Origin of the sequence: Enterococcus sp. DIV0660C (assembly GCF_017316125.1) — a bacterium.
Lineage (GTDB): Bacteria > Bacillota > Bacilli > Lactobacillales > Enterococcaceae > Enterococcus_B.
Map to the genome: position 1 here is coordinate 48,163 of NZ_JAFLWA010000017.1, position 20,808 is coordinate 68,970.

Below are 20,808 nucleotides of genomic sequence, written 5' to 3' on the forward strand. Positions count from 1 at the left end.
GGAAACAAACAGTGGATTTAAGAGATTATATTGCCAGTATTCCGGACTATCCGTCAAAAGGAATCGTTTTTCGTGATATCTCACCGTTAATGGCAGATGGAGATGCGTATCGTGAAGCAACAAAACAAATTGTCGATTATGCAAAGGAAAAACGAATTGACATGGTGGTTGGACCTGAAGCACGCGGATTCATTGTAGGCTGTCCAGTAGCGTATGAGTTGGGCGTGGGTTTTGCACCAGTTCGTAAAAAAGGGAAATTACCTCGTGAAACGATCGAAGTAACTTATGACCTAGAATATGGTACAGATACATTGACTTTGCACAAAGATGCGATTCAACCAGGTCAACGTGTACTGATTTGTGATGATTTGTTAGCAACTGGTGGTACGATCAAAGCAACGATTGAACTAATTGAAAAATTAGGTGGCGTAGTTGTTGGTTGTGCATTCCTGATTGAATTGATGGACTTACATGGTCGCGATAAAATTGAAGGTTATGACATCATCACTTTGATGGAATACTAATAAAAATTAAGTGGATCTTCAGAAATGGCTAAGACATAGTGTCTGGTCTTTTCTGAAGATTTTTTTATTGAGTAAATGTTAAAAAAAAACGCTGTTAAGCTATTTTTCTACGTATATAAATAACGTGTATATGATAACAACACTGTTCTAGGAATCTCTCTTTTTTTTTATTCGATTTTTGTCAAAAACGCTTATTAAAAGTAATCATAGATGAAAGTTGTTGAGAATTTTTCTTAATAAGTTCACGCTAAATTCTAAATAAGAAGAATATGTGCTTTTACGAATAGTGAAAAAAACAGATAAATGCCCATTATTTTGCAGGGATAAAAAGTGTATTACTAGAAGATCCCTCTAACGAATGATAATTGAACTAATTTATTGAAAATTGTCTTTAAAGAGAGCATTTACAATAATGAAATCTTTCCAATAAAACAATTTTGAGCAACGAAAACACTCTGAACATGTCGAATTACTGACATTATTTGGGGGTTGCTTGGTATGTATGAGTCTATTAGTATTCACAACAGATGTTGTTTCACGCATATTTTGAAACCCGGGTTCAAAACATGCGTAAACATTCATCGAACATAATTTGTAAAATAGTTTATTGAAGGGAAATGATTATCGTTGAAAAAAGAACAGTTGCTAAAAAAGGTAGCATCACCACTCGTTTGTGGACTGATGTTAGGTGGTCTTGCTATATCAACAATCCAACCAATCATCCAAGTTCGTGCTGAAGAAAAAACAAGTTCAAAATTAACAACAAGTTTAACAGAAGAGGACTGGTTGGAATGGTCAAAGGTCACAAAGTTAACAGAATTTGGAAGTTCTGACACAACGGGAAAACAAGTCAAACACAATGGTAAAATTTATGCAGCAACTTGGTGGAAGAATGGGGAGACAGATGTAGCGCCGGGATCAGGCGAAGCAACTTCAACTGGTTGGGAAGAGGTAGGGACAATAGCTTCAGATGGTTCAGTTACTCTTAATGCAGGGGTCACTGCTAATCCATTTGAACCGACGATTGATCCTGATGTTGATCCTAATACTCCTTATGCAGGTGTCGATGCGGGACAAGGTGTGAAATGGGGCGAAAAGGTTTTTGCACCATATATTGATGGCGGTTTATGGTACAACGGAGAAAACGGGTATCAAGGATTGTATCCTCTTGGTCAAGAAGTGAAGAAATCACAGATCAGTTATGCAAATATCGGATTTATTGTATCAGATCCAAGTAATCCTAAGACGGCTTCTTTTGGCGGGTACTATAATGTAGATGGTACCGGAACAAACGGTTCAGTTGTCACTGCATTTGCTAAACAAATCAAAGAATTCCGCGCACAAGGAGGGGATGTGTTAGTTTCATTTGGTGGAGAAAACGGCACGCCGCTTCAAGATGTCTATGATAATGCTGAAGAACTTGCGAATAAATACATTGAAATTGTCGAACATTACGGATTAACAACAATCGATTTCGATATCGAAGGTGCCCATGTACGTGATAAAGAAGCTTGGCAAAGAAATAATGATGCAATCAAAATCATGCAAGATAAGCTGGGTGATGAAGCACCTGACGTTTGGTATACGTTCCCTGTTTTACCGACTGGTTTAGTAGGTGAAGGGACAGACAATGACGCATACAATGTGCTACAAGATGCTGTTCAGAAAAAGGTGGAGGTTCATGGTGTGAATATCATGACAATGTGTTTTGGACCTGCATTTGTTACAGGGCCAACAAATACATACTATACATATGTTGAACAAGCATCAGAAAGCTTAGCTGGACAACTAAAACGAATTTATAGTGATGCCAATCAAGACCTGACAGACGCGCAAGTATATCAGAAAATTGGTTTGACGCCGTGGGTAGGAAAATCAAGTCAAGCAAACGAAACGTTTACTCAATCTGATGCTAAAGCCTTGTTAGCATATGCAAATGAAAAACAAATTGGCATGCTTTCTTTCTGGTCGTTGAATCGGGACAATGATTTGAATGAAGATTTAAAAAATACTGGACTCGAACAAGAAACCTATGAATTTTCAAAAATTATGGGTGAATTTGACGGAGAGGCAGGCATAAGAGACCAAGCGCCAGTAATCAAAGGAGCAACAAATGAAACAATTGAGTTGAATGATTCCTTTGATGCTTTAGCGGGCGTGACTGCGATTGATCAGGAAGATGGAGATCTAACGGCTAAAATCACGACGACTGGAACGGTGGATTCTTCAAAGGCTGGTGAATACCAAATAACTTATTCTGTGGTAGACAGTCAGAAAAACCATTCAGAAAAGATTCGGACGATTACAGTAGTGGACCCTAATGCGAATACGAAACCAATTTTTTCTGGTTTGAAAGATCAAATCATTGAAGTTGGTGCAACCTTTGATAAACTAGCTGGCGTAACAGCGAACGATCAAGAAGATGGTGACCTAACATCAAAAATAGTTGTGACAGGAAATGTCGACACTTCAAAAGTTGGAACAAATGATCTTACATATACAGTTGCTGACAGCAAAGGTGAAAAGACAACGCAAACAATTACTGTAACAGTCAAAGAAAAAGAAAATGTACCTAACTATTCCTCAACAACGATTTACGTGAAAGGAGACAAAGTTACCTATCAAGGAGCAACTTATACGGCTAAATGGTGGACAAAAGGGGATACTCCAGGATCTGCACAAGTTTGGGAAAAAGAAATAATAAAAAATGAGGACGGGAGTGTAGATTATTATCAAGGCGGGACATATGTTGCAGGAGATCTTGTAAATTACAATGGCAAACAATATCTTGCTAAATGGTGGACACAATCTGTACCAGGTAGTGATGCTTCATGGGAATTAAAAAAAGAGTCAACTAATTAAGAAATGCAAAAAGACGATCAAAATTTTGATCGTCTTTTTTGATAGGGGAATAATAGTTCTTATTGAATGAATACTTTGGATTAGTCAAAGTAAAGAACAAGCAATTGCCTTCAGTATAATAGCCAATAGATGATTGTAACGAACGATTAATTACCTTTATTTTTCTTTCAAGATTGCCGAGAGCGTAAGTAATGTTCATGATAGAAATGTTCTTCATGAAGCCTACGCTGTTCGGCTTGACGATATTTTTTTTCGTCCCACAACATGAACCATAATGTGAATAACGGAAGAAAAATAATCAATGCCGGTTGGATCCCAAAATTGCCAATCAAAATACCTAAGAATAAAACCAGTAATACCAAGCCAATACGTCTAATTGATTTCATGAATTCTCACCTCATTTATTTATGCGAACATTCGTTCGTAAAATCATTATACGAATGTTTGTTCGGTTTGTAAAGAGGTAAGATCAATAAAAAAAGAATTGCAGAAGTTTTACTGCAATTCTTTGGTTTAATTATATTAATAAATGTGGCTACGATAGAGACCAACTACTAAACCTAAGATAGAGACCTCATCTAAAATGATTGGTTCTAATAAGTCATTTTCAGGTTGTAAACGGAAATGGTTTTTTTCTTTATAGAACCTTTTGCAAGTCGCTTCATTTTCTGTTGTCATAGCAATGACGATATCGCCGTTTTTAGCACTTTCTTGCTTTCGAACGATGACGTTATCCCCGTCTAAAATTCCTGCATTGATCATACTTTCACCACGAATGGTCAGCATGAATAAGCTGCCTTCTTCTGAAGTTAAATTTGGTGGAACAGGAAAAAAGTCGGAGGCATCTTCAACTGCAAGAATCGGCTCACCAGCTGTGACTACTCCGAGTATTGGAATAGTAGATGGTTTGATCCCAATTTGATCTAACCCTAAATCAGTTAGTTCGATTGCTCGTGGCTTTGTCGGGTCACGTAAAATGAATCCTTTTTTTTCTAATCGTGCTAAATGTCCATGGACAGTTGATGTTGAAGAAAGGTTAACAGCTTCACCAATCTCACGAACAGTTGGTGGGTATCCTTTACGGGTCACTTGTTCGTGGATATAACGTAAGACTTCGATTTGTCGTGTTTCAGTTTGTCGGGCCACAAAGTACACCTTCTTTCACTTAATAATTAAATAATACCACATAAAAAGCGCTGTTTCAAACAAATGTTCGTATGTAAATAGAGATCGCTAGTTGTTTTTTTTGGTTTTTTTATATAATATAAGAAGAGAAAAAAGGAGGGCTGATAATGTTATCACCTGAAAAAATTGCACGTATTAATGAATTAGCCAAAAAGAAAAAAGCTGAAGGACTTTCAAAAGAAGAAGAAAAAGAACAGATTTTATTGAGAGAAGAATATTTGACAGCTTTTCGCTCTGGCATGAGACATCATATTGAAGGAATGAAAATCGTTGATCCAGAAGGTAATGATGTGACACCAGATAAATTAAAAGAAATTCAAAAAGAAAAAGGGTTACATGACCGTTAGTGTGGTTTTTGGTAAAAAATACCAAAAAAGCATTGATTTTTTGAACTGTATCCGCTAAAATGAGCATGAAATGAATTACAGTAAAAAAAACCTAAATTGGAGGGGTTCTTTTGTTCGACAAAATTGATCAACTAGGCGTTAACACAATCCGTACATTAAGTATTGAAGCTGTACAAAAAGCAAACTCAGGTCATCCAGGCTTACCGATGGGTGCTGCACCGATGGCATATGCACTTTGGACAAAACATTTAAAAGTAAATCCTGTTACTTCGAGAAATTGGGTAGATCGTGACCGTTTTGTACTTTCTGCTGGGCATGGTTCAGCCATGTTGTACAGTTTACTCCACTTATCTGGCTATCAAGTAACAATTGATGACTTGAAACAATTCCGTCAATGGGGATCAAAAACACCAGGACATCCAGAAGTCCATCATACAGATGGCGTTGAAGCAACAACTGGTCCACTAGGTCAAGGAATCGGCATGGCTGTTGGTATGGCAATGGCAGAGGCACACCTTGCAGCAACTTATAATAAAGAAAACTTTAATATTGTTGATCATTATACTTATGCTTTATGTGGTGACGGAGATTTAATGGAAGGTGTGTCTCAAGAAGCAAGTTCTATGGCTGGACACATGAAATTAGGAAAATTAATTGTTTTATATGATTCAAATGATATTTCACTTGATGGCCCAACTTCAAAAGCCTTCACAGAAAACGTTGGCGCTCGCTACGAAGCGTATGGCTGGCAACATATCCTAGTGAAAGATGGAAATGATTTAGAAGCTATCTCTAACGCAATTGAAGCAGCTAAAAGGGAAACTGAAAAACCAACACTAATTGAAGTGAAAACAGTTATCGGTTATGGCTCACCTAACGAAGGAACATCTTCTGTCCATGGCGCACCGATTGGTGATGAAGGAATCAAGATGGCAAAAGAAGTGTATGGTTGGGATTACCCAGATTTCACAGTGCCTGAAGAAGTAGCTACTCGTTTCCATGAAAAAATGGTCGAAGAGGGCGAAAAAGCAGAAGCACAATGGAATGAAAAATTTGCTAATTACAAAAACGCTTATCCAGAATTAGCACAACAATTTGAAGATGCGTTTGCTGGAAAATTACCAGAAAACTGGGATGCTGAGATGCCAAGTTATGATGAAGGTCACAGCCAAGCAAGTCGTGTATCAAGTAAAGATATGATCCAAGCAATTTCAAAAGCAGTTCCTAGCTTATGGGGTGGTTCTGCTGATTTATCTGGCTCAAACAACACAATGGTTGCTACTGAAACTGATTTTGAACCAGGTAATTATGAAGGACGAAACATCTGGTTCGGTGTTCGTGAATTTGCCATGGCAACAGCGATGAACGGAATCCAATTACACGGTGGTACACGTATTTATGGTGGAACATTCTTTGTATTCACAGATTATTTACGTCCAGCTATTCGTCTTGCTTCCATTCAAAAAGCACCAGTTATTTATGTATTAACACATGATTCAGTCGCAGTGGGTGAAGACGGTCCAACGCATGAACCAATCGAACAACTTGCTTCTGTTCGTTGTATGCCAGGTGTACATGTTGTACGTCCAGCTGATGGTAATGAAACGCGTGCTGCTTGGAAAATTGCGATGGAATCAACAGAAACACCAACTATTTTAGTGTTAAGTCGTCAAAACTTACCAGTTCTTCCGTCAACAAAAGAAAAGGCCGATGACATGGTGAAAAAAGGTGCTTACGTACTTTCTCCAGCACAAGGTGAAACACCAGAAGGTATCTTGATTGCAACTGGTTCTGAAGTTGATTTAGCAGTTAAAGCACAAAAAGTTTTAGCTGAAAATGGCAAAGACGTTTCTGTCGTTTCAATGCCAAGCTTTGACTTGTTTGAAGCACAATCTTCCGAATACAAAGAGAGTGTTCTGCCAAAATCTGTAACTAAACGTGTCGCAATCGAAGCAGCTGCGCCATTTGGGTGGGAACGTTATGTTGGGGCAGAAGGAACAACAATCACCATTAATCACTTTGGTGCATCAGCTCCAGGAAATATTATTCTTGAAGAATTTGGTTTTACAGTCGAAAACGTTGTGAAAACTTACGAAGAATTATAAGAATAAAATAATTTAATTAAAATAAGAACAAGCTGGGAGAAATTCCCGGCTTGTTTTATTGAAAGTAAAGTTACTGTTTGATTTCTTTTACATTACAATTGTGTTACATAAGCAGAAAACGTCCAGAATAAATTGAGATTTTGTCAAAATAAACGTATAATTTACTTAATTAAGTTTGTTTTAAGGAGAAAACTTTTATTTAAAGTTTTTTTATTTTGAGGAGGAATACGAATGCAAGAGCTGAAAACCCGTAGCGCCCGTCATCATAAGACGAAGAAACCTATGGTGATTAATAAAAAAGCCATTGCTCCATTAATGGGAACAAGTCTTTTGGTTGGGCCGATGCTGGTTACAGCAGCACCACAAAGTGCACATGCAGATGAACAAGGTACAAACCAAACGACAACTGATCCTCAGTCTTTTATTAACCAAATTGGTTGGTCTGCATCAGAAGTTGCCGCCAACAATGATTTATATGCTTCTGTGATGATTGCGCAAGCATTGCTTGAAAGTGCTTATGGAACATCTGGACTAGCAAGTGCACCAAACTATAATCTATTTGGTGTTAAGGGAAGTTATAATGGTGCTGTTGTTTATATGCCAACAAAAGAATATTTAAATGGTCAATGGGTGACAATGAATGAACCATTCCGTAAATATTCTTCTTATTGGGAATCATTCCAAGACCATGCGAATGTGTTACGGTCAACTAGTTTTTCAACTGGCGACTATCACTACTCAGGAGCTTGGAAAAGTAACACAACCAGTGTTTATGATGCTACGGCTTATTTGACAGGCCGATATGCTACTGATCCAACTTATGGAGAGAAATTAAATTCATTGATCAGCACATACAACTTAACACGTTTTGATACACCATCAACTGTTTCTGTTTCAAGCACGACAACAACCACAACCACAACGACGACTTCATCTACAACGCAATCAACAACTTATGGTGGAAATACTCAGTCAACTGGCACTGGTCAAACATATACAGTTGTCTCTGGTGATTCACTATGGGGGATTGCACAAAAATTTGGGATGTCTATCGATGAGTTGATGGCAAAGAACGGATTAAGTGATTATTCATTAATGGTTGGACAAGAGCTATCTGTTTAATCGTTTAAGTTACTAATTTTTTGACACGAAATTTCTTAAAAAGTAGTTTAGATATTTTGTCTAAACTACTTTTTTGTCGCCTGTTTTAAGACGAATTATTCGCCAGATAGTATCTGATTGTATTATGATGAAGAAGTAAAGACAGGTCGAAGGGAGAGAGTTTCATGCCACAAATCTATCAAGCAATTACTGATTTGATTGGAGAAACACCAATCGTTAAATTAAACAAAATAGTTCCAGAGGATTCTGCAGAAGTTTATGTTAAATTAGAATTCTTCAATCCAGGGGGCAGCGTGAAAGATCGGATCGCCTTAAGTATGATTGAAAAAGCAGAACAAGACGGAAGGTTGAAACCTGGTGACACGATTATTGAACCAACTTCTGGTAATACAGGAATTGGTTTAGCGATGGTTGGGGCAGCTAAGGGTTATCGAGTGATTATCGTAATGCCTGAAACAATGAGTATGGAACGTCGCTTGCTAATGAAAGCTTACGGGGCTGAATTAATTTTAACACCTGGTGCTGACGGTATTTCTGGTTCCATCAGAGAAGCAGAACGTTTAGCTAAAGAACATAATTATTTCTTACCACTTCAGTTTGAAAATCCAGCCAATCCTGAAATCCATGAAAAGACAACTGGTCCTGAAATTCAGGCTGCTTTTGGAGTGGCTGGGTTAGATGCTTTTGTTTCAGGAATTGGAACAGGGGGAACAATCACTGGTGCTGGTCATGAATTAAAACGTGTCTATCCTGAAATAAAAGTTATCGGCGTTGAACCTGCTGAGTCAGCAGTTTTAGAAGGAAAACCAGCTGGTCCTCACAAAATTCAAGGAATCGGAACGGGATTTATACCGGATACACTGGATACGAAAGTTTACGATGAAGTTTTGCCAATCACCGGTGAGGAAGCAATGGAAACTTCAAGAGAAGTCGGTCGTCAAGAAGGCTTTTTGGTGGGAATTTCTTCAGGTGCTGCAATTGCAGCTGGTTTAAAAATTGCGAAAGAATTGGGTAAAGGGAAAAAAGTTTTAGTTATTGTACCAGATAATGGTGAACGTTACCTATCAACTGCATTGTATCAAGAAGATTAAAATCAACGACAGTAAGGAGGTCAAGACGAGCAGGTGTCTTGGCCTCTTTTATATACTTTACTGATCTTTAGGTTAACTTTAACATTTTGCATAGAAAAACATGAATTTTAATTTTATCTTCATGAAATGTAGATTTTGAAAAATAAAAATAGTATGATAATACGTGAACGATCACGTAGGAGGTGTCAATGTGGGCAACAAATTGGTAGACGAGGCAATCGAAAAACTAAAGCATGAAAATATTCGGATCACACCTCAAAGATATGCAATTTTAGAGTATTTAATCGAACATCATTCTCATCCGACAGCTGATGAAATCTATAAAGCGTTAGAACACCGTTTTCCAAATATGAGTGTCGCAACAGTTTATAACAATCTTCGGTTATTTACATCTATTGGTTTTGTACAGGAAATGAATTACGGAGATGCATCAAGTCGTTTTGACTTTACTTCGACACGTCATTATCATGTGATTTGTCAAAACTGTGGGAAAATCGTGGACTTTCATTACCCTGGTCTTGAAGATGTTGAGATGGCTGCCAGCCGTTTGACTGATTTTGAGATCAATGAACATCGCCTTGAACTGTATGGCTTATGTCCAGAGTGTCAACAAGCACAAGCAAATGAGTCTGTTTAATGAAAGGGTTATCCCAAAAAGAGAACGTAACTAATCTATTTTGTAGTACTTGGTGAAAAAGAAAGCAATAAACAACTATTTTATCTAAATTCTGGATGAAATAGTTGTTTATTTTTTTACACTTTCACAATCCGTTTTTTTCGCAAGCCTAAACGACCACTGTATGAAGCTTTTTTTAACAGGTTTTTTTGCTGTTTCCTTCTAAAAAGTAAGCGGATTTTCACTTGTGAATTCACAAGCATAAAATTTCTGAATCCGTTTTATTTTTGCTATAGTTAGCATTGTCAAAAGACAAAAAGTTTAGTAGGAAGAGGGATTACCATGAAAGTAGTTGTAATTGGCTGCACCCATGCTGGAACAGCAGCTGTAAAAAGTATTTTAAACAATCATCCAGAGGCAGAAGTAACAATTTATGAACGTAATGACAATATCTCATTCTTATCATGTGGGATTGCATTGTATGTCGGAGGCGTAGTTAAAGATCCTGCAGGGTTGTTTTATTCAAATCCAGACGAACTTGCTGGGTTAGGTGCGACAGTTAAAATGGAACACAACGTCACAGATGTTGATACAGAAAATAAAACTGTAACTGCGGAAGATTTAAAAACGGGTGAAGTTGAAACAGTTTCTTATGATAAATTAGTTGTGACAACAGGGTCATGGCCAATTATTCCGCCAATTAAAGGGATCGAATCTGAAAATATTTTACTATGTAAAAACTACAACCAAGCAAATGAAATTATTGCACAAGCCAAAGATGCAAAACGCGTCGTAATCGTTGGTGGAGGTTATATTGGAATCGAATTGGTTGAAGCTTTTGTTGAATCTGGAAAACAAGTCACTTTGATTGATGGCTTAGATCGTATTTTAAATAAATATTTGGATAAACCATTCACCGATGTTTTGGAAAAAGAATTGGTGGATCGTGGAGTAACTTTAGCTTTAGGTGAAAATGTATCAGAGTTTATCCCAGATGAAGCAGGTAAAGTAAAACAAGTTAAAACACCTAGCGAAACATTTGATGCAGACATGGTGATCTTGTGCGTTGGTTTTAAACCAAATACAGAGTTAGTTGCTGGAAAAGTCGACACACTACCAAATGGTGCAATCAAGGTCAATGAATATATGCAAACAAGCAACCCTGATATTTTTGCAGCTGGTGACTCAGCAGTTGTTCACTATAACCCGTCAAATACTCAAAACTATATTCCGTTGGCAACAAATGCTGTTCGCCAAGGATTATTGATTGGGTACAACTTAACAGAAAATAAAATGCATTATCGTGGAACACAAGGAACATCAGGCTTGTATTTATTCGGTTGGACCATTGGCTCAACTGGTGTAACCACTGAAAGTGCACCATTAAATAATTTGGACGTTCAAGCAACCTTATTTGAAGATAACTATCGTCCAGAATTTATGCCAACAACTGAAAAAGTTTTAATGGAATTAGTTTATGAAAAAGGGACAAATCGTATTGTGGGCGCACAATTTATGTCAAAATATGATGTCACTCAATCTGCAAACACATTGTCACTTGCAGTACAAAATAAAATGACAGTGGAAGATCTAGCACTATCTGATTTCTTCTTCCAACCACACTTTGATCGTCCTTGGAATTACTTGAATTTACTTGCACAAGCAGCTTTAGCTGAGATTGCAGAAAATAAATAAAAAGTGAAGAGACACGCCAACAATGAGTTACCTGACTGTTGGTGTGTCTTTTTATTCTGTGAAAGTTTGTATGCTTTAAAAGTATAATTAGTTGTAATCTAGCCGATTTTTTGTGAAAATAAACTAGGAGTTTAAATTGGAGGGATGTCAGATGGAAAAAGAATACTTTAACCAGCAAGAAGCATTTTTAAAAGATTATCAAAAATTTGCCAAACAAAATAATGTGACGATTGATCAATTAGCAGATCAAGTGATTGAAGAATTGAATCGAACGCAAGCAGATCGTTTCACCTTGCCAAAAGAAGAAGCTGTGGATGGAAAGAGCCATTGTTTCCCTTTTAGCCGTCGCGTATATTCGGATGAAAATGATGGTACCTTGAATACAAGTTATACGTATGAAGGCGAGCCCTATGTTTTAGAAACGGAAGAATAATCTGAACAATAAATACAAAAGACCTCGTGAATTATTTCATGAGGTCTTTTTATTTTTACTAAGATCGAACTCTTTTATTCAACAATTGAAATATTAAAATGCCTTAGCAGATCAAAGGTTGCTGTTTGTTGTTCTTTACTAGCAACTAAGTGTTGGTTGATTGTAAATTCAGCTTCTGGAAATGCGCTTTGTAAAGCAAGTACATTTGCCAGAATACATAGATGCGTTTCTACTCCCACGACCTCGATTCTTTTTTCTTCCTGTTTGTCTGTAAAAAAATTATCCTTTATTTCAACTAATTTTTCAGGGGGAATCGTAAAATAATATTTTTTGATTACTTGTTCCTTTTCTAAAGGTGCTAAAGCGGATATCAGTTGAAGATCATTCGTTTCCTCTGCTTTTCCCTTCTTTTCAACAGGTATGTCTCGTGTAAACAAAACGTATTCGTTCGTTTTTCGTGCTTTTTCTAACCTTTGAGCAATAGGTTGAACTAAGTGAGTCGCAGTGGGAACGTAAAATTTACTTGTTGGATCAAGAATGTGGTTTTGCATATCGATGATAACTAACATTTTTTATTCTCCTTTTAACGAAAGATGAATGGAATAAATCTAAATTCTTTTAATTTAAGAATAACGGAGAAGATTCTAAATGGAAAATGAAATGATTGATGAATCAATGGGATTTTTAATTGACAAACGATAGTTAATCGAATTCTTTGAATAAAAAAAGTGAAACAGTTATCATAATGATAGATAGATGATAAATAGATTAAAAACAAACAGCCTAATTTGAGCGATGCGTTGAAATACGTGGAATGTGAAGGAGGAAAAAGAATGCCAGCGTATTACTTTGTTGATAAAGAAAAACAGGTGACAGATTCAGATGAAACAAAGTGTAATTGGATAATCGTGAATAATAAAGATGTAAACGAGATTGAAAAAATCACACAACATTATCAATTACCGCAAGATATTTTTATTGGTATTTCTTATCCTGAAGCGATTTCAAGAGTGGAATATCTCCCTGGAACGAAGTTGAAGAATGCATTTTCACTTGTATTGTTAAACCTTTCCAGTAATCGTACAAAAATCGAAGAACGTTTGACACCAATTTCTTTTGTGGTGTCGGATGATCTTTTGATTACTTGTGTAGAAACTGAAACGATTTTTATTAAGAATCTAATTGACAAACACCAGAAAAAGCTTGATTCATTTGAGAAGATCATTGCTTATACGATTTTGAACAGTTATACCCATTTCGTTAAAGAATTACAGAAAATGAAGCAAGAAATCGACTCATTAGATGAAGGTGCACGTAGGACAACTGAAAATGAAGAGCTTTACAAGCAAGCTGATTTAGAACGAACCATTGTTTACATTGATCACACATTAAGAGATCAAAAAGAGACACTTGATGAATTATGGGAGGTGAATGATTTTGCAGATAAATTAGCTGATGATCAGTTGCTTTACGATGTCAAACTAAGGCAAAGACAGACTGAAAAAATGATTTCGATTTATCGGGATTTGCTTGAAAGTATCGGAAATCTTTTCAGCGGTATGATGGACAATCACTTGAACCATTTAATGAAATATCTTGATTCTGCAACGTTAGTGATTTCAGTCCCAGCAATGATTGCTGGAATCTGGGGGATGAACACTGGCGGTTTGCCAGGTAAAAGTTCTGAGTTGGGTTTTTTCTTAGTTCTTATTGGTTCTGCTGTAGCAACCGCTGCAGTTGCATTGCATTTATTGAGAAAAGACTATACGAAATAGTTAAGTATGAGTTGCTGTTTTGAAGGAAAATTTGTTTTAATATGAGGAGGAATAGCATGACTGAACCAAAATTAGTAGATCCACGAAAATTATACCATACGGAAAAATTTCCAAAACAAGACCAAAATACACCAGCCCTACAACAAAATATGAAGCCTGTTCCAGATTGCGGTGAGGAAACTTACAAAGGATCCAATCAATTAGAAAATCGGCGCGTGTTGATTACTGGTGGGGATTCTGGGATTGGACGTGCTGCTGCGATTGCGTTTGCAAGAGAGGGGGCAGATATCGCATTACAATTTTTACCTGGAGAAGAAGCGGATGCGAACGAAGTAGCAAGGTTGATTGAGAATGCGGGTCGCAAAGTAGTCCTGTTGCCTTTTGATTTGCGTGATGAGCAAGCACCTAAGGAAATCATTCGCCAAACAGTAGCTGAATTAGGTGGTATTGATACATTAATTCTAAATGCTGGACAACAAATTTCTTGTTCGTCCATTGAAGAATTGCCTATGCAACAAGTAAAAGATACTTTTATGGTAAATATCATCGCCATGTTTTCTTTAGTTAAAGAAGCGGTACCTCATCTTCCAGCTGGAGGAGCCATTGTTAATACAACTTCTGTACAGGCAACAAACCCAAGCGAACATCTACTTGATTACGCAGCAACTAAAGCCGCTATTGCGAATTTTACGATTGGCTTAGCCAAACAGTTAGCGCCGAAAGGAATTCGTGTGAACGCTGTCGCTCCTGGACCCATTTGGACACCTCTACAGCTTGACGAAGGACAGCCGAGCGAAGCTATTCCAGAATTTGGACAAGATAGTCTTTTAGAACGTGCAGGTCAGCCAGCTGAGTTAGCTTCAGTGTATGTATTTTTAGCTTCAAATAAAGCAAGTTATGTTACAGCCCAAATTTATGGCGTAACTGGTGGTGAGGCAATTAATCTGTAAAAAAGCATGAATCAATCACCTTGTTAAGTGATGAAAAATGGCTGAGAGAAAGAAAGCACTAGGAATCTTTACCTTAGATTTCTGATGCTTTCTTTCGTTTGTTTATGACGAAATCAAATCAAAATCAATGAGGCCAGCTTGCTTCACTTGCGCTTTTTCCGTATACTGATTTTGAAGTGGAGGAAAAGAACATGCTAAGTTTAACCAAATATCTACAATCAGGACAGACAACAATTTCTAATTTGTTATTCGTAAATTATCGGAAAATGGGCCTTGAATCAGAAGAGTTTCTTTTTATTTTACAGTTACACATGAAGCAACAAGAAGGGGACTTCTTTCCAGATTTACAACTGATAGCAATCAACATGGGGTTGAAATCAGATCAAGTTTATCAAATTTTAAATCGATTGGTCGGTGGTGGTTTTCTCGTAATCGAAACAATCACTGTTGATGGTAAAAAAGCGGATCAATATAATTTACTTCCATTGTATGAAAGACTGGAAAAGTATTTAGATAGTCAAGCATCAAAAGCCAAAGAAAATCAACAAGAGCAAGAAATCCAATCGGTTTATCGTTTATTCGAGCAAGAATTTGGTCGGCCGTTGTCTTCAATCGAATTCCAGCGAATTGGACAATGGCTAGAGGAAGATCACTATCAACCGGAAGTACTAAAGCTGGCTTTGCGTGAAGCAGTATTGAACCAAGCGTATAGCTTTAACTATATCGATCGAATTTTGTTGTCTTGGGAACGAAAAAATTTACGAACAAAACAACAAGTCGAGGAAGAACAAAAACGACGTAAACAGCAACTGTTGCAAAAAGAAGTAGAACAGTCTGCACAATCAGAAGAATTACCTAAGGTTTCTTTGACAAATTGGTTGGAAGAAGAACTGAGAAACGAAACAAAGTAGAAAATGATGAGGAAGACAAGATGCTAAGTAAAGAAAACACAATGTTAGCAATTGAAGAAATGTATAAGATGTTTCCAGATGCACATGGGGAGCTCGTTCATAAAAACCCTTTTGAATTATTGATTGCTGTGATCTTGAGTGCCCAAGCAACAGATGTTTCAGTAAATAAAGCAACACCGAGATTATTTGAAGCATTCCCTGATCCAGAAACATTAGCGCAAGCTTCTGTCGAAGAAATTATTCCAAAAATCAAAACGATTGGTTTATACCGAAACAAAGCAAAGAATATCAAAGCATGTGCAGAACAGTTGTTAGAACGTTTCAATGGGGAAGTCCCTAATACACGGGAAAAACTGATGTCTTTACCTGGAGTAGGACGTAAGACAGCCGATGTTGTCTTAGGGGATGCTTTTGGAATTCCAGCTATTGCCGTTGATACACATGTCGAGCGAGTGTCTAAACGATTGCGAATTTGTAAATTAAATGCAAGTGTACTTGAGGTGGAAGAAACTTTGATGCGAAAAGTGCCAGAAAATCTTTGGGTGAAAACACATCATACCATGATCTTTTTTGGTCGTTATCACTGTACAGCGAGAAATCCAAAGTGTGAAGTTTGTCCGTTGTTACCGATGTGCCAAGATGGAAAAATACGAATGAAAGAAAAGGTCAGGACAAAATAATGTCCTGACCTTTTTGTGTTTTAAGCTGCTTAATTAGTTATCAGTAGCAAATTATGAACTCGAACTAGCTTTTTCAGAGCGAGCGGCGTTTTCAGTATTGCTAGTTGGCGGAGCAGTTGAAGATGTTTCTGGTGGTGTTTCAACTTCAATTGTTGAAGAACTACTTGAAGTTGAAGGCACTGGTTCTTCTGAAGAGCTAGAAGAGCTACTTTCAACTGTAGTGGTAGTAGCTGTTCTTGATTCAACGGTGGTCGTTGAAGTAGTACTCGACTTTGGCTCAACTGTTGAACTAGAAGTTGGGACATTCGATTTTCTTGGTACACTGTAACTTGGAACAGTATATTGATCTTTATAATAAAGTTCATTGTTTACTCGAATCAAATCGCTCGGCATGGTCCAATCATCATTTGAAACATTTGCAGAAACATACTGCATCAATTCTCGATATACATCAGAAGCAACATGCGATGATGCATCAGTAACTGGCGTCATTTTCTCATTATAGCCCGTCCAAACAGAAATTGCATAGTTTGGTGTATAGCCAGCAAACAAAATATCGGGATAGACACCGGAAGAACGTCCGATTTTTGCATATTCATCATCTGTATAGTTAGATGTCCCAGTCTTACCAGCCTGATATAAACCTGGAATTTGAGCGTTCGTTCCTGTTCCTTTTGTCAAGGTGTCTTTCAAGATATCAGTCACCATGTAGGCAGTTTCTTCAGACATTGCTCTGGTACCTTCAGGCTCAAAAGTTTCTTCTGTCCCATCCTGGTAGATCACTTTATTGACATATTGTGGTTTGTAGTAAGTCCCACCATTTGCTAAAGCTGCGTAGGCCGCTGCCATTTTTAAGGAAGAAGCACCATATTTTGTTCCGTCCTGATCTTCTGTGTTACTTGAAATGGCATTTGATTGATGAATCGTACGATAATTAATACCAACGCCACTTAAGAAAGAAGCAACTTTGTCGGCACCAACTTCGTTGAATAGTTTAACAGCTGGTATATTCCGTGAGTCATATAGTGCTTGTCGCAAAGTGATTGTCCCCATGTAGCGGTTATCCCAGTTCATAACAGGGGTAGTCGTTCCTTCGTAGTTATACGGAGCATCGGAAATCGTTTTTCCAGTAGAATACTTTAGGTATTCAAAGGCAGGTGCATAATCCGTAATTGGTTTCATCGTTGAACCAAAATCACGTGACGTGTTGACCGCTAAGTTGTTTCCGAGTGTGACATCTTCGGCAACTTTTCGAGCGCCGATTTGTGCTTTGACTTGTCCTGTCTTTGCATCGATCAATGTGGATGCAACTTGCATTTGATCATCAGGATAAGCAACATATTGGTCGGTATTTACAATATTGTATAGTTGCTTTTGTGCATCTAAATCAAGGTTTGTGTAAATATCAAGACCATCAGTATAGACGTTTTTATCTGTTTTTTCTTCAATCTCGTTAATGACTTCTTTTACATAGTTATCGACGATTTTCGTATTATCATCACCAGAAGATAATTCTTGTAGACCGTCCGTGACAGGGACATTTACTGCCTGATCATATTCTGCTTGAGTGATTTTTTCGTTTTGTAGCATTGTATAAAGAACGATATCGCGACGTTTTTTTGCTTGTTCAGGATAAGTATATGGATCATAAGCTGAAGGTGCTTGAGGCATCCCAGCAAGAAGTGCAGTTTGTGCTAAGGATAGTTCAGGTAATCTTTTTCCAAAGTACATTTCTGCGGCTGTTTCCATGCCATAAAAACCATTTGCCATATAGACTTTATTGACATAATAAGTCAAAATTTCTTCTTTGGATTTTTCTTGTTCTAACTTGACAGCCATCCAAGCTTCTTGTGCTTTTCTCTTTAACGTCTGGTCTTCTGCTTTTGTTGAGAAGAAGGAAAGTTTGATCAATTGCTGAGTTAAAGTACTTCCACCTTGTAGTCCGCCAGACGTGAAGTTTGACAGCGCAGAACCAAGGATGCGGACAGGATCGACACCGATATGTTTATAGAAACGACGATCCTCAACGGAAACGATGGCATCTTGTAATTGTTGTGGTAGTTCGCTGGCAGTGATCTTTTCGCGTTTTTCTGCCCCAAGATCTTCAAATAGCTCTCCTGTTGAAGTATATAGTTTTGACGAGACAGTGGCATCTAAGTTTTTATCTGTTAAGGCAGGGGCATCTTTTGCATAAAACCAAAATAGACCAACACCAGATAAAAATAAGATACAGCCAATGAAAACAATGCCGAGTAAGATTTTGACAATTAAATTTTTTCCGTTTTTTTGCTTACCAGAGCCATTGCGGAAAGTTGATTTTGTTCCTTTTTTCTGGGGAGGACTTGTTTTTCTTCGCGATGCTCTCGTTTGTTCATTTGCCATTAGTGCTTTTCTCCTTTTGATAATGATAGATACTGATCGACTGCATCAAGATAAGGGACGCGAGGTAAGAAACCAGGTGTGATTTCTATTCCAAGTTCTTCAATTAATGAAAGTGGTAAAGACTTTCTACCACCATCAGTTTGTTGATACCAATAGTCAATCAGATGGGTACTACTTAAATAGAAGCAACGTTTTAGACTAGAAAACCATAATAAAACAAAACAGATACCATCTTGCTTTATACAAGACTCCATATGTTTGATTTGATGCTCGTGAAAGTTATTGAATGGGAAAGATGTTTTATTTTTTGTTTCTTTTGCTTCAAAATCCAAATAGAAACCTCGATAAACACCGTTGTAATCAGTTGTCGAAGCTTGAGTAAAGTAAGCTTCTTTAATCACTGCGGCACTTCTTCGAGGGTAATCGACTTTAACGATTTGAATAGGGGTTGGCTTCTTGTGTATGACTGCCAAATTTTTTGATAGATAAAAGCTGTTGCTCTCATTGATAGCTTCTTCAAATGACATACCTCGGTTACCAAAAACAGTGGAAGAAGTTTTTTTTCCTTGAATTTTTGGTTTTGAAGAGGCATCCTTAGAATAAGGTTGGCCATTAGGGTAGCGTAAGACCATATTTAATCACACTCCTGCGCACATTATAGCAAAAAAAAGTAAAGAAAGAAAAGGAATCAGGTGGTGAATCAATTGAAAGTAATCTATGTTTCAGGCTATCGAAGCTTCGAACTGGGTATTTTTCAGGAAAAGGATCCAAAAATCAAAGTTATTAAAAATGTTTTAAAAAAAGAAATTCGCCAACTAGTTGAAGAAGGATTAGAGTGGGTGATCAGCAGTGGCAACCTTGGTGTTGAGTTATGGGCGACTGAGGTTGTAGCTGAATTGAAGCAAGAGTATCCTGAATTACATTTAGGAATTATTTATCCGTTTGCTGAGTTTGGCAGTAATTGGAACGAAACAAATCAAGAAAAGAAAATGCTAGCGGAACAAGTAGCGGACTACATTGAGTCGGTCAGTCATTTACCTTATAAAAATCCTAATCAATTAAAAAATCATACACAATTTCTACTTACACATACAGAAGGGACTTTGTTGATCTATGACCCTGAATACATTGGAAAGACAGATTATTTTTTGCGCGATGCAAGAAAATTTCAAGAGAATAAACCTTATGAAATTCGTTTGATTAGCATGGATGATTTACAAAATTCTGTGGAATAAAAGGAGATAGTGTTTGATTTATAGTTATTTTTCCGATACAATGGGAAAAGTAGAAAAGTTATAATGTAAATGAGAATTAAATAGAGGTGTAAATATGGCGAATTTGATTTATAGTCCAAAAGACATTTTACAACAAGAATTCAAAACCAAAATGCGTGGATACGATCCAATTGAAGTTGACGAATTTTTGGACAATATCATTAAAGATTATGAAGCATACAGCAAAGAACTCCTTGCTTTACAAGAAGAAAATGATCGTTTGAGTGCAAAAGTTGCTCAACTATCAAAAACACAAGGAACACAAACTCGTGTGCAACCAACAGAAGCACCTAAGAGTACGGCAGTAACAAACTTTGATATCTTAAAACGTTTATCAAATCTTGAACGTGAAGTTTTTGGAAAAAAACTTGACCAAGCAACACCATCTGCTTCTGCACAACCTAATGCAGGCAACTATACAAATGCAGATGCAAGTGATGACAACGAAAAAACACGTCAATTTTAATTAGTGAATTTTTTGCGATTTTCGGGTAATCGCGGTCTGACTTGATCAGGCTGAGGAAAGTCCATGCTCGCACAGACTGTGATGTCTGTAGTGTTCGTGCTTAGCGAAAAGATAAGCTAAGGTACTCTTAGGAGTAACGGCAGGAAAACGAGCTAAGGCTTCGGCTATGCTTTAGTATCCTTGAAAGTGCCACAGTGACGAAGCGAATCGGGAAACTTATTCGGTGGAACGCGGTAAACCCCTCGAGCGAGCAACCCAAACAATGGTAGGGGCGCTTTTTGCTAGGAATCAGAACAAGGCAAAAGGGCAGTTAAACTGCAGATAGATGGTTACCCCTTTATTTCTTCTCCCTGGAGGAATAAAGGACAAAACATGGCTTACAGAAAATCG

20 protein-coding genes and 1 other RNA gene are annotated in these 20,808 nt (G+C 37.4%); 16 read left to right on the forward strand and 5 right to left on the reverse strand.

Annotated features, from left to right (window positions below; genetic code table 11):
• The first annotated feature begins 11 nt into the window (after positions 1–11).
• Together DOK81_RS04445 and DOK81_RS04450 are read left to right on the forward strand one after the other, a co-directional pair.
• Positions 12–524, forward strand: a complete 513-nt coding sequence (locus tag DOK81_RS04445) for an adenine phosphoribosyltransferase (RefSeq protein WP_206899078.1) — start codon at positions 12–14, stop codon at positions 522–524.
• Positions 525–1,151: 627 nt separating this feature from the next.
• Entirely contained in the window at positions 1,152–3,386 is a 2,235-nt protein-coding gene (locus tag DOK81_RS04450) for an immunoglobulin-like domain-containing protein (protein ID WP_206908799.1), read from the forward strand.
• Positions 3,387–3,553: 167 nt separating this feature from the next.
• Here the strand turns inward: DOK81_RS04450 and DOK81_RS04455 are convergent, their stop codons facing one another.
• Together DOK81_RS04455 and lexA are read right to left on the reverse strand one after the other, a co-directional pair.
• A complete protein-coding gene (locus tag DOK81_RS04455; RefSeq protein ID WP_067482330.1) occupies positions 3,554–3,772 on the reverse strand; it encodes a hypothetical protein in 219 nt (72 codons plus the stop codon).
• A 136-nt stretch (positions 3,773–3,908) separates the two neighbouring features.
• Complete coding sequence (gene lexA / locus DOK81_RS04460) at positions 3,909–4,532, reverse strand: transcriptional repressor LexA (RefSeq protein WP_206908801.1); 624 nt, start codon at positions 4,530–4,532, stop codon at positions 3,909–3,911.
• Between the two features lie 146 nt (positions 4,533–4,678).
• Between lexA and DOK81_RS04465 the strand changes: the two genes are divergently transcribed.
• The 7 genes from DOK81_RS04465 to DOK81_RS04495 all read left to right on the forward strand — a co-directional run bounded on the left by DOK81_RS04465 (position 4,679) and on the right by DOK81_RS04495 (position 11,980).
• Positions 4,679–4,918: a DUF896 family protein gene (locus DOK81_RS04465; RefSeq protein ID WP_067482326.1), complete on the forward strand. Its 240-nt coding sequence runs from the start codon at positions 4,679–4,681 to the stop codon at positions 4,916–4,918.
• Positions 4,919–5,028: 110 nt separating this feature from the next.
• On the forward strand, positions 5,029–7,023 hold the full coding sequence (gene tkt / locus DOK81_RS04470; RefSeq protein WP_206908802.1) for a transketolase: 1,995 nt from the start codon (positions 5,029–5,031) through the stop codon (positions 7,021–7,023).
• A 231-nt stretch (positions 7,024–7,254) separates the two neighbouring features.
• Complete coding sequence (locus DOK81_RS04475; protein ID WP_206908804.1) at positions 7,255–8,145, forward strand: glucosaminidase domain-containing protein; 891 nt, start codon at positions 7,255–7,257, stop codon at positions 8,143–8,145.
• A gap of 164 nt (positions 8,146–8,309) precedes the next feature.
• Positions 8,310–9,236, forward strand: coding sequence for a cysteine synthase A (cysK, locus tag DOK81_RS04480; RefSeq protein WP_206908807.1), 927 nt, complete (start codon positions 8,310–8,312; stop codon positions 9,234–9,236).
• A gap of 190 nt (positions 9,237–9,426) precedes the next feature.
• A complete protein-coding gene (locus DOK81_RS04485) occupies positions 9,427–9,873 on the forward strand; it encodes a Fur family transcriptional regulator (protein ID WP_206908809.1) in 447 nt (148 codons plus the stop codon).
• Positions 9,874–10,194: 321 nt separating this feature from the next.
• Positions 10,195–11,547, forward strand: a complete 1,353-nt coding sequence (locus DOK81_RS04490; RefSeq protein WP_206908811.1) for an NADH oxidase — start codon at positions 10,195–10,197, stop codon at positions 11,545–11,547.
• A 151-nt stretch (positions 11,548–11,698) separates the two neighbouring features.
• Positions 11,699–11,980 (forward strand): DUF5960 family protein, encoded by a 282-nt coding sequence (locus DOK81_RS04495; protein ID WP_206908813.1) that lies wholly within the window; start codon positions 11,699–11,701, stop codon positions 11,978–11,980.
• 74 nt (positions 11,981–12,054) lie between these two features.
• On the opposite strand, the gene DOK81_RS04500 is transcribed toward DOK81_RS04495, so the two are convergent.
• A complete protein-coding gene (locus DOK81_RS04500; protein ID WP_206908815.1) occupies positions 12,055–12,549 on the reverse strand; it encodes an isochorismatase family protein in 495 nt (164 codons plus the stop codon).
• 264 nt (positions 12,550–12,813) lie between these two features.
• Here DOK81_RS04500 and DOK81_RS04505 point away from each other — a divergent pair, with 264 nt between their 5' ends.
• The 4 genes from DOK81_RS04505 (at position 12,814) to nth (ending at position 16,296) form a co-directional block, all read left to right on the forward strand.
• Entirely contained in the window at positions 12,814–13,755 is a 942-nt protein-coding gene (locus DOK81_RS04505) for a magnesium transporter CorA family protein (protein WP_206908817.1), read from the forward strand.
• Between the two features lie 56 nt (positions 13,756–13,811).
• Positions 13,812–14,705 carry an SDR family oxidoreductase gene (locus DOK81_RS04510; RefSeq protein ID WP_206908820.1) on the forward strand — a complete coding sequence of 298 codons (894 nt, stop codon included), beginning with the start codon at positions 13,812–13,814 and terminating at the stop codon, positions 14,703–14,705.
• A gap of 191 nt (positions 14,706–14,896) precedes the next feature.
• Complete coding sequence (locus DOK81_RS04515) at positions 14,897–15,616, forward strand: DnaD domain protein (protein WP_206908822.1); 720 nt, start codon at positions 14,897–14,899, stop codon at positions 15,614–15,616.
• A gap of 20 nt (positions 15,617–15,636) precedes the next feature.
• Positions 15,637–16,296 (forward strand): endonuclease III, encoded by a 660-nt coding sequence (gene nth, locus DOK81_RS04520; RefSeq protein ID WP_206908824.1) that lies wholly within the window; start codon positions 15,637–15,639, stop codon positions 16,294–16,296.
• A gap of 51 nt (positions 16,297–16,347) precedes the next feature.
• Here nth and DOK81_RS04525 read toward each other — a convergent pair whose 3' ends face one another.
• Both DOK81_RS04525 and recU read right to left on the reverse strand, forming a co-directional pair.
• The gene (locus tag DOK81_RS04525) at positions 16,348–18,678 is read right to left on the reverse strand and encodes a PBP1A family penicillin-binding protein (protein ID WP_206908826.1); all 2,331 of its coding nucleotides are present in this window, start codon (positions 18,676–18,678) and stop codon (positions 16,348–16,350) included.
• Positions 18,678–19,310, reverse strand: a complete 633-nt coding sequence (gene recU / locus DOK81_RS04530; protein ID WP_206908828.1) for a Holliday junction resolvase RecU — start codon at positions 19,308–19,310, stop codon at positions 18,678–18,680. Before recU ends, DOK81_RS04525 begins: the two co-directional genes overlap by 1 nt.
• A gap of 63 nt (positions 19,311–19,373) precedes the next feature.
• On the opposite strand from recU, the gene DOK81_RS04535 reads away from it, so the two are divergent.
• The 3 genes from DOK81_RS04535 (at position 19,374) to rnpB (ending at position 20,803) form a co-directional block, all read left to right on the forward strand.
• Positions 19,374–19,913, forward strand: a complete 540-nt coding sequence (locus DOK81_RS04535; RefSeq protein WP_206908830.1) for a DUF1273 domain-containing protein — start codon at positions 19,374–19,376, stop codon at positions 19,911–19,913.
• A 94-nt stretch (positions 19,914–20,007) separates the two neighbouring features.
• Complete coding sequence (gene gpsB, locus DOK81_RS04540) at positions 20,008–20,418, forward strand: cell division regulator GpsB (protein WP_206908832.1); 411 nt, start codon at positions 20,008–20,010, stop codon at positions 20,416–20,418.
• A 17-nt stretch (positions 20,419–20,435) separates the two neighbouring features.
• An RNA gene (gene rnpB, locus DOK81_RS04545) (RNase P RNA component class B) lies at positions 20,436–20,803 on the forward strand.
• Positions 20,804–20,808: the final 5 nt, after the last annotated feature.

Bases quoted from the DNA above. Each gene is read 5' to 3' on its own strand.
- DOK81_RS04455 (WP_067482330.1), bottom strand. From the start codon at position 3,772: ATGAAATCAATTAGACGTATTGGCTTGGTATTACTGGTTTTATTCTTA.
- DOK81_RS04465 (WP_067482326.1), top strand. From the start codon at position 4,679: ATGTTATCACCTGAAAAAATTGCACGTATTAATGAATTAGCCAAAAAG.
- DOK81_RS04475 (WP_206908804.1), top strand. From the start codon at position 7,255: ATGCAAGAGCTGAAAACCCGTAGCGCCCGTCATCATAAGACGAAGAAA.
- cysK (WP_206908807.1), top strand. From the start codon at position 8,310: ATGCCACAAATCTATCAAGCAATTACTGATTTGATTGGAGAAACACCA.
- DOK81_RS04490 (WP_206908811.1), top strand. From the start codon at position 10,195: ATGAAAGTAGTTGTAATTGGCTGCACCCATGCTGGAACAGCAGCTGTA.
- DOK81_RS04495 (WP_206908813.1), top strand. From the start codon at position 11,699: ATGGAAAAAGAATACTTTAACCAGCAAGAAGCATTTTTAAAAGATTAT.
- DOK81_RS04500 (WP_206908815.1), bottom strand. From the start codon at position 12,549: ATGTTAGTTATCATCGATATGCAAAACCACATTCTTGATCCAACAAGT.
- DOK81_RS04505 (WP_206908817.1), top strand. From the start codon at position 12,814: ATGCCAGCGTATTACTTTGTTGATAAAGAAAAACAGGTGACAGATTCA.
- DOK81_RS04510 (WP_206908820.1), top strand. From the start codon at position 13,812: ATGACTGAACCAAAATTAGTAGATCCACGAAAATTATACCATACGGAA.
- DOK81_RS04515 (WP_206908822.1), top strand. From the start codon at position 14,897: ATGCTAAGTTTAACCAAATATCTACAATCAGGACAGACAACAATTTCT.
- nth (WP_206908824.1), top strand. From the start codon at position 15,637: ATGCTAAGTAAAGAAAACACAATGTTAGCAATTGAAGAAATGTATAAG.
- DOK81_RS04525 (WP_206908826.1), bottom strand. From the start codon at position 18,678: ATGGCAAATGAACAAACGAGAGCATCGCGAAGAAAAACAAGTCCTCCC.
- recU (WP_206908828.1), bottom strand. From the start codon at position 19,310: ATGGTCTTACGCTACCCTAATGGCCAACCTTATTCTAAGGATGCCTCT.
- gpsB (WP_206908832.1), top strand. From the start codon at position 20,008: ATGGCGAATTTGATTTATAGTCCAAAAGACATTTTACAACAAGAATTC.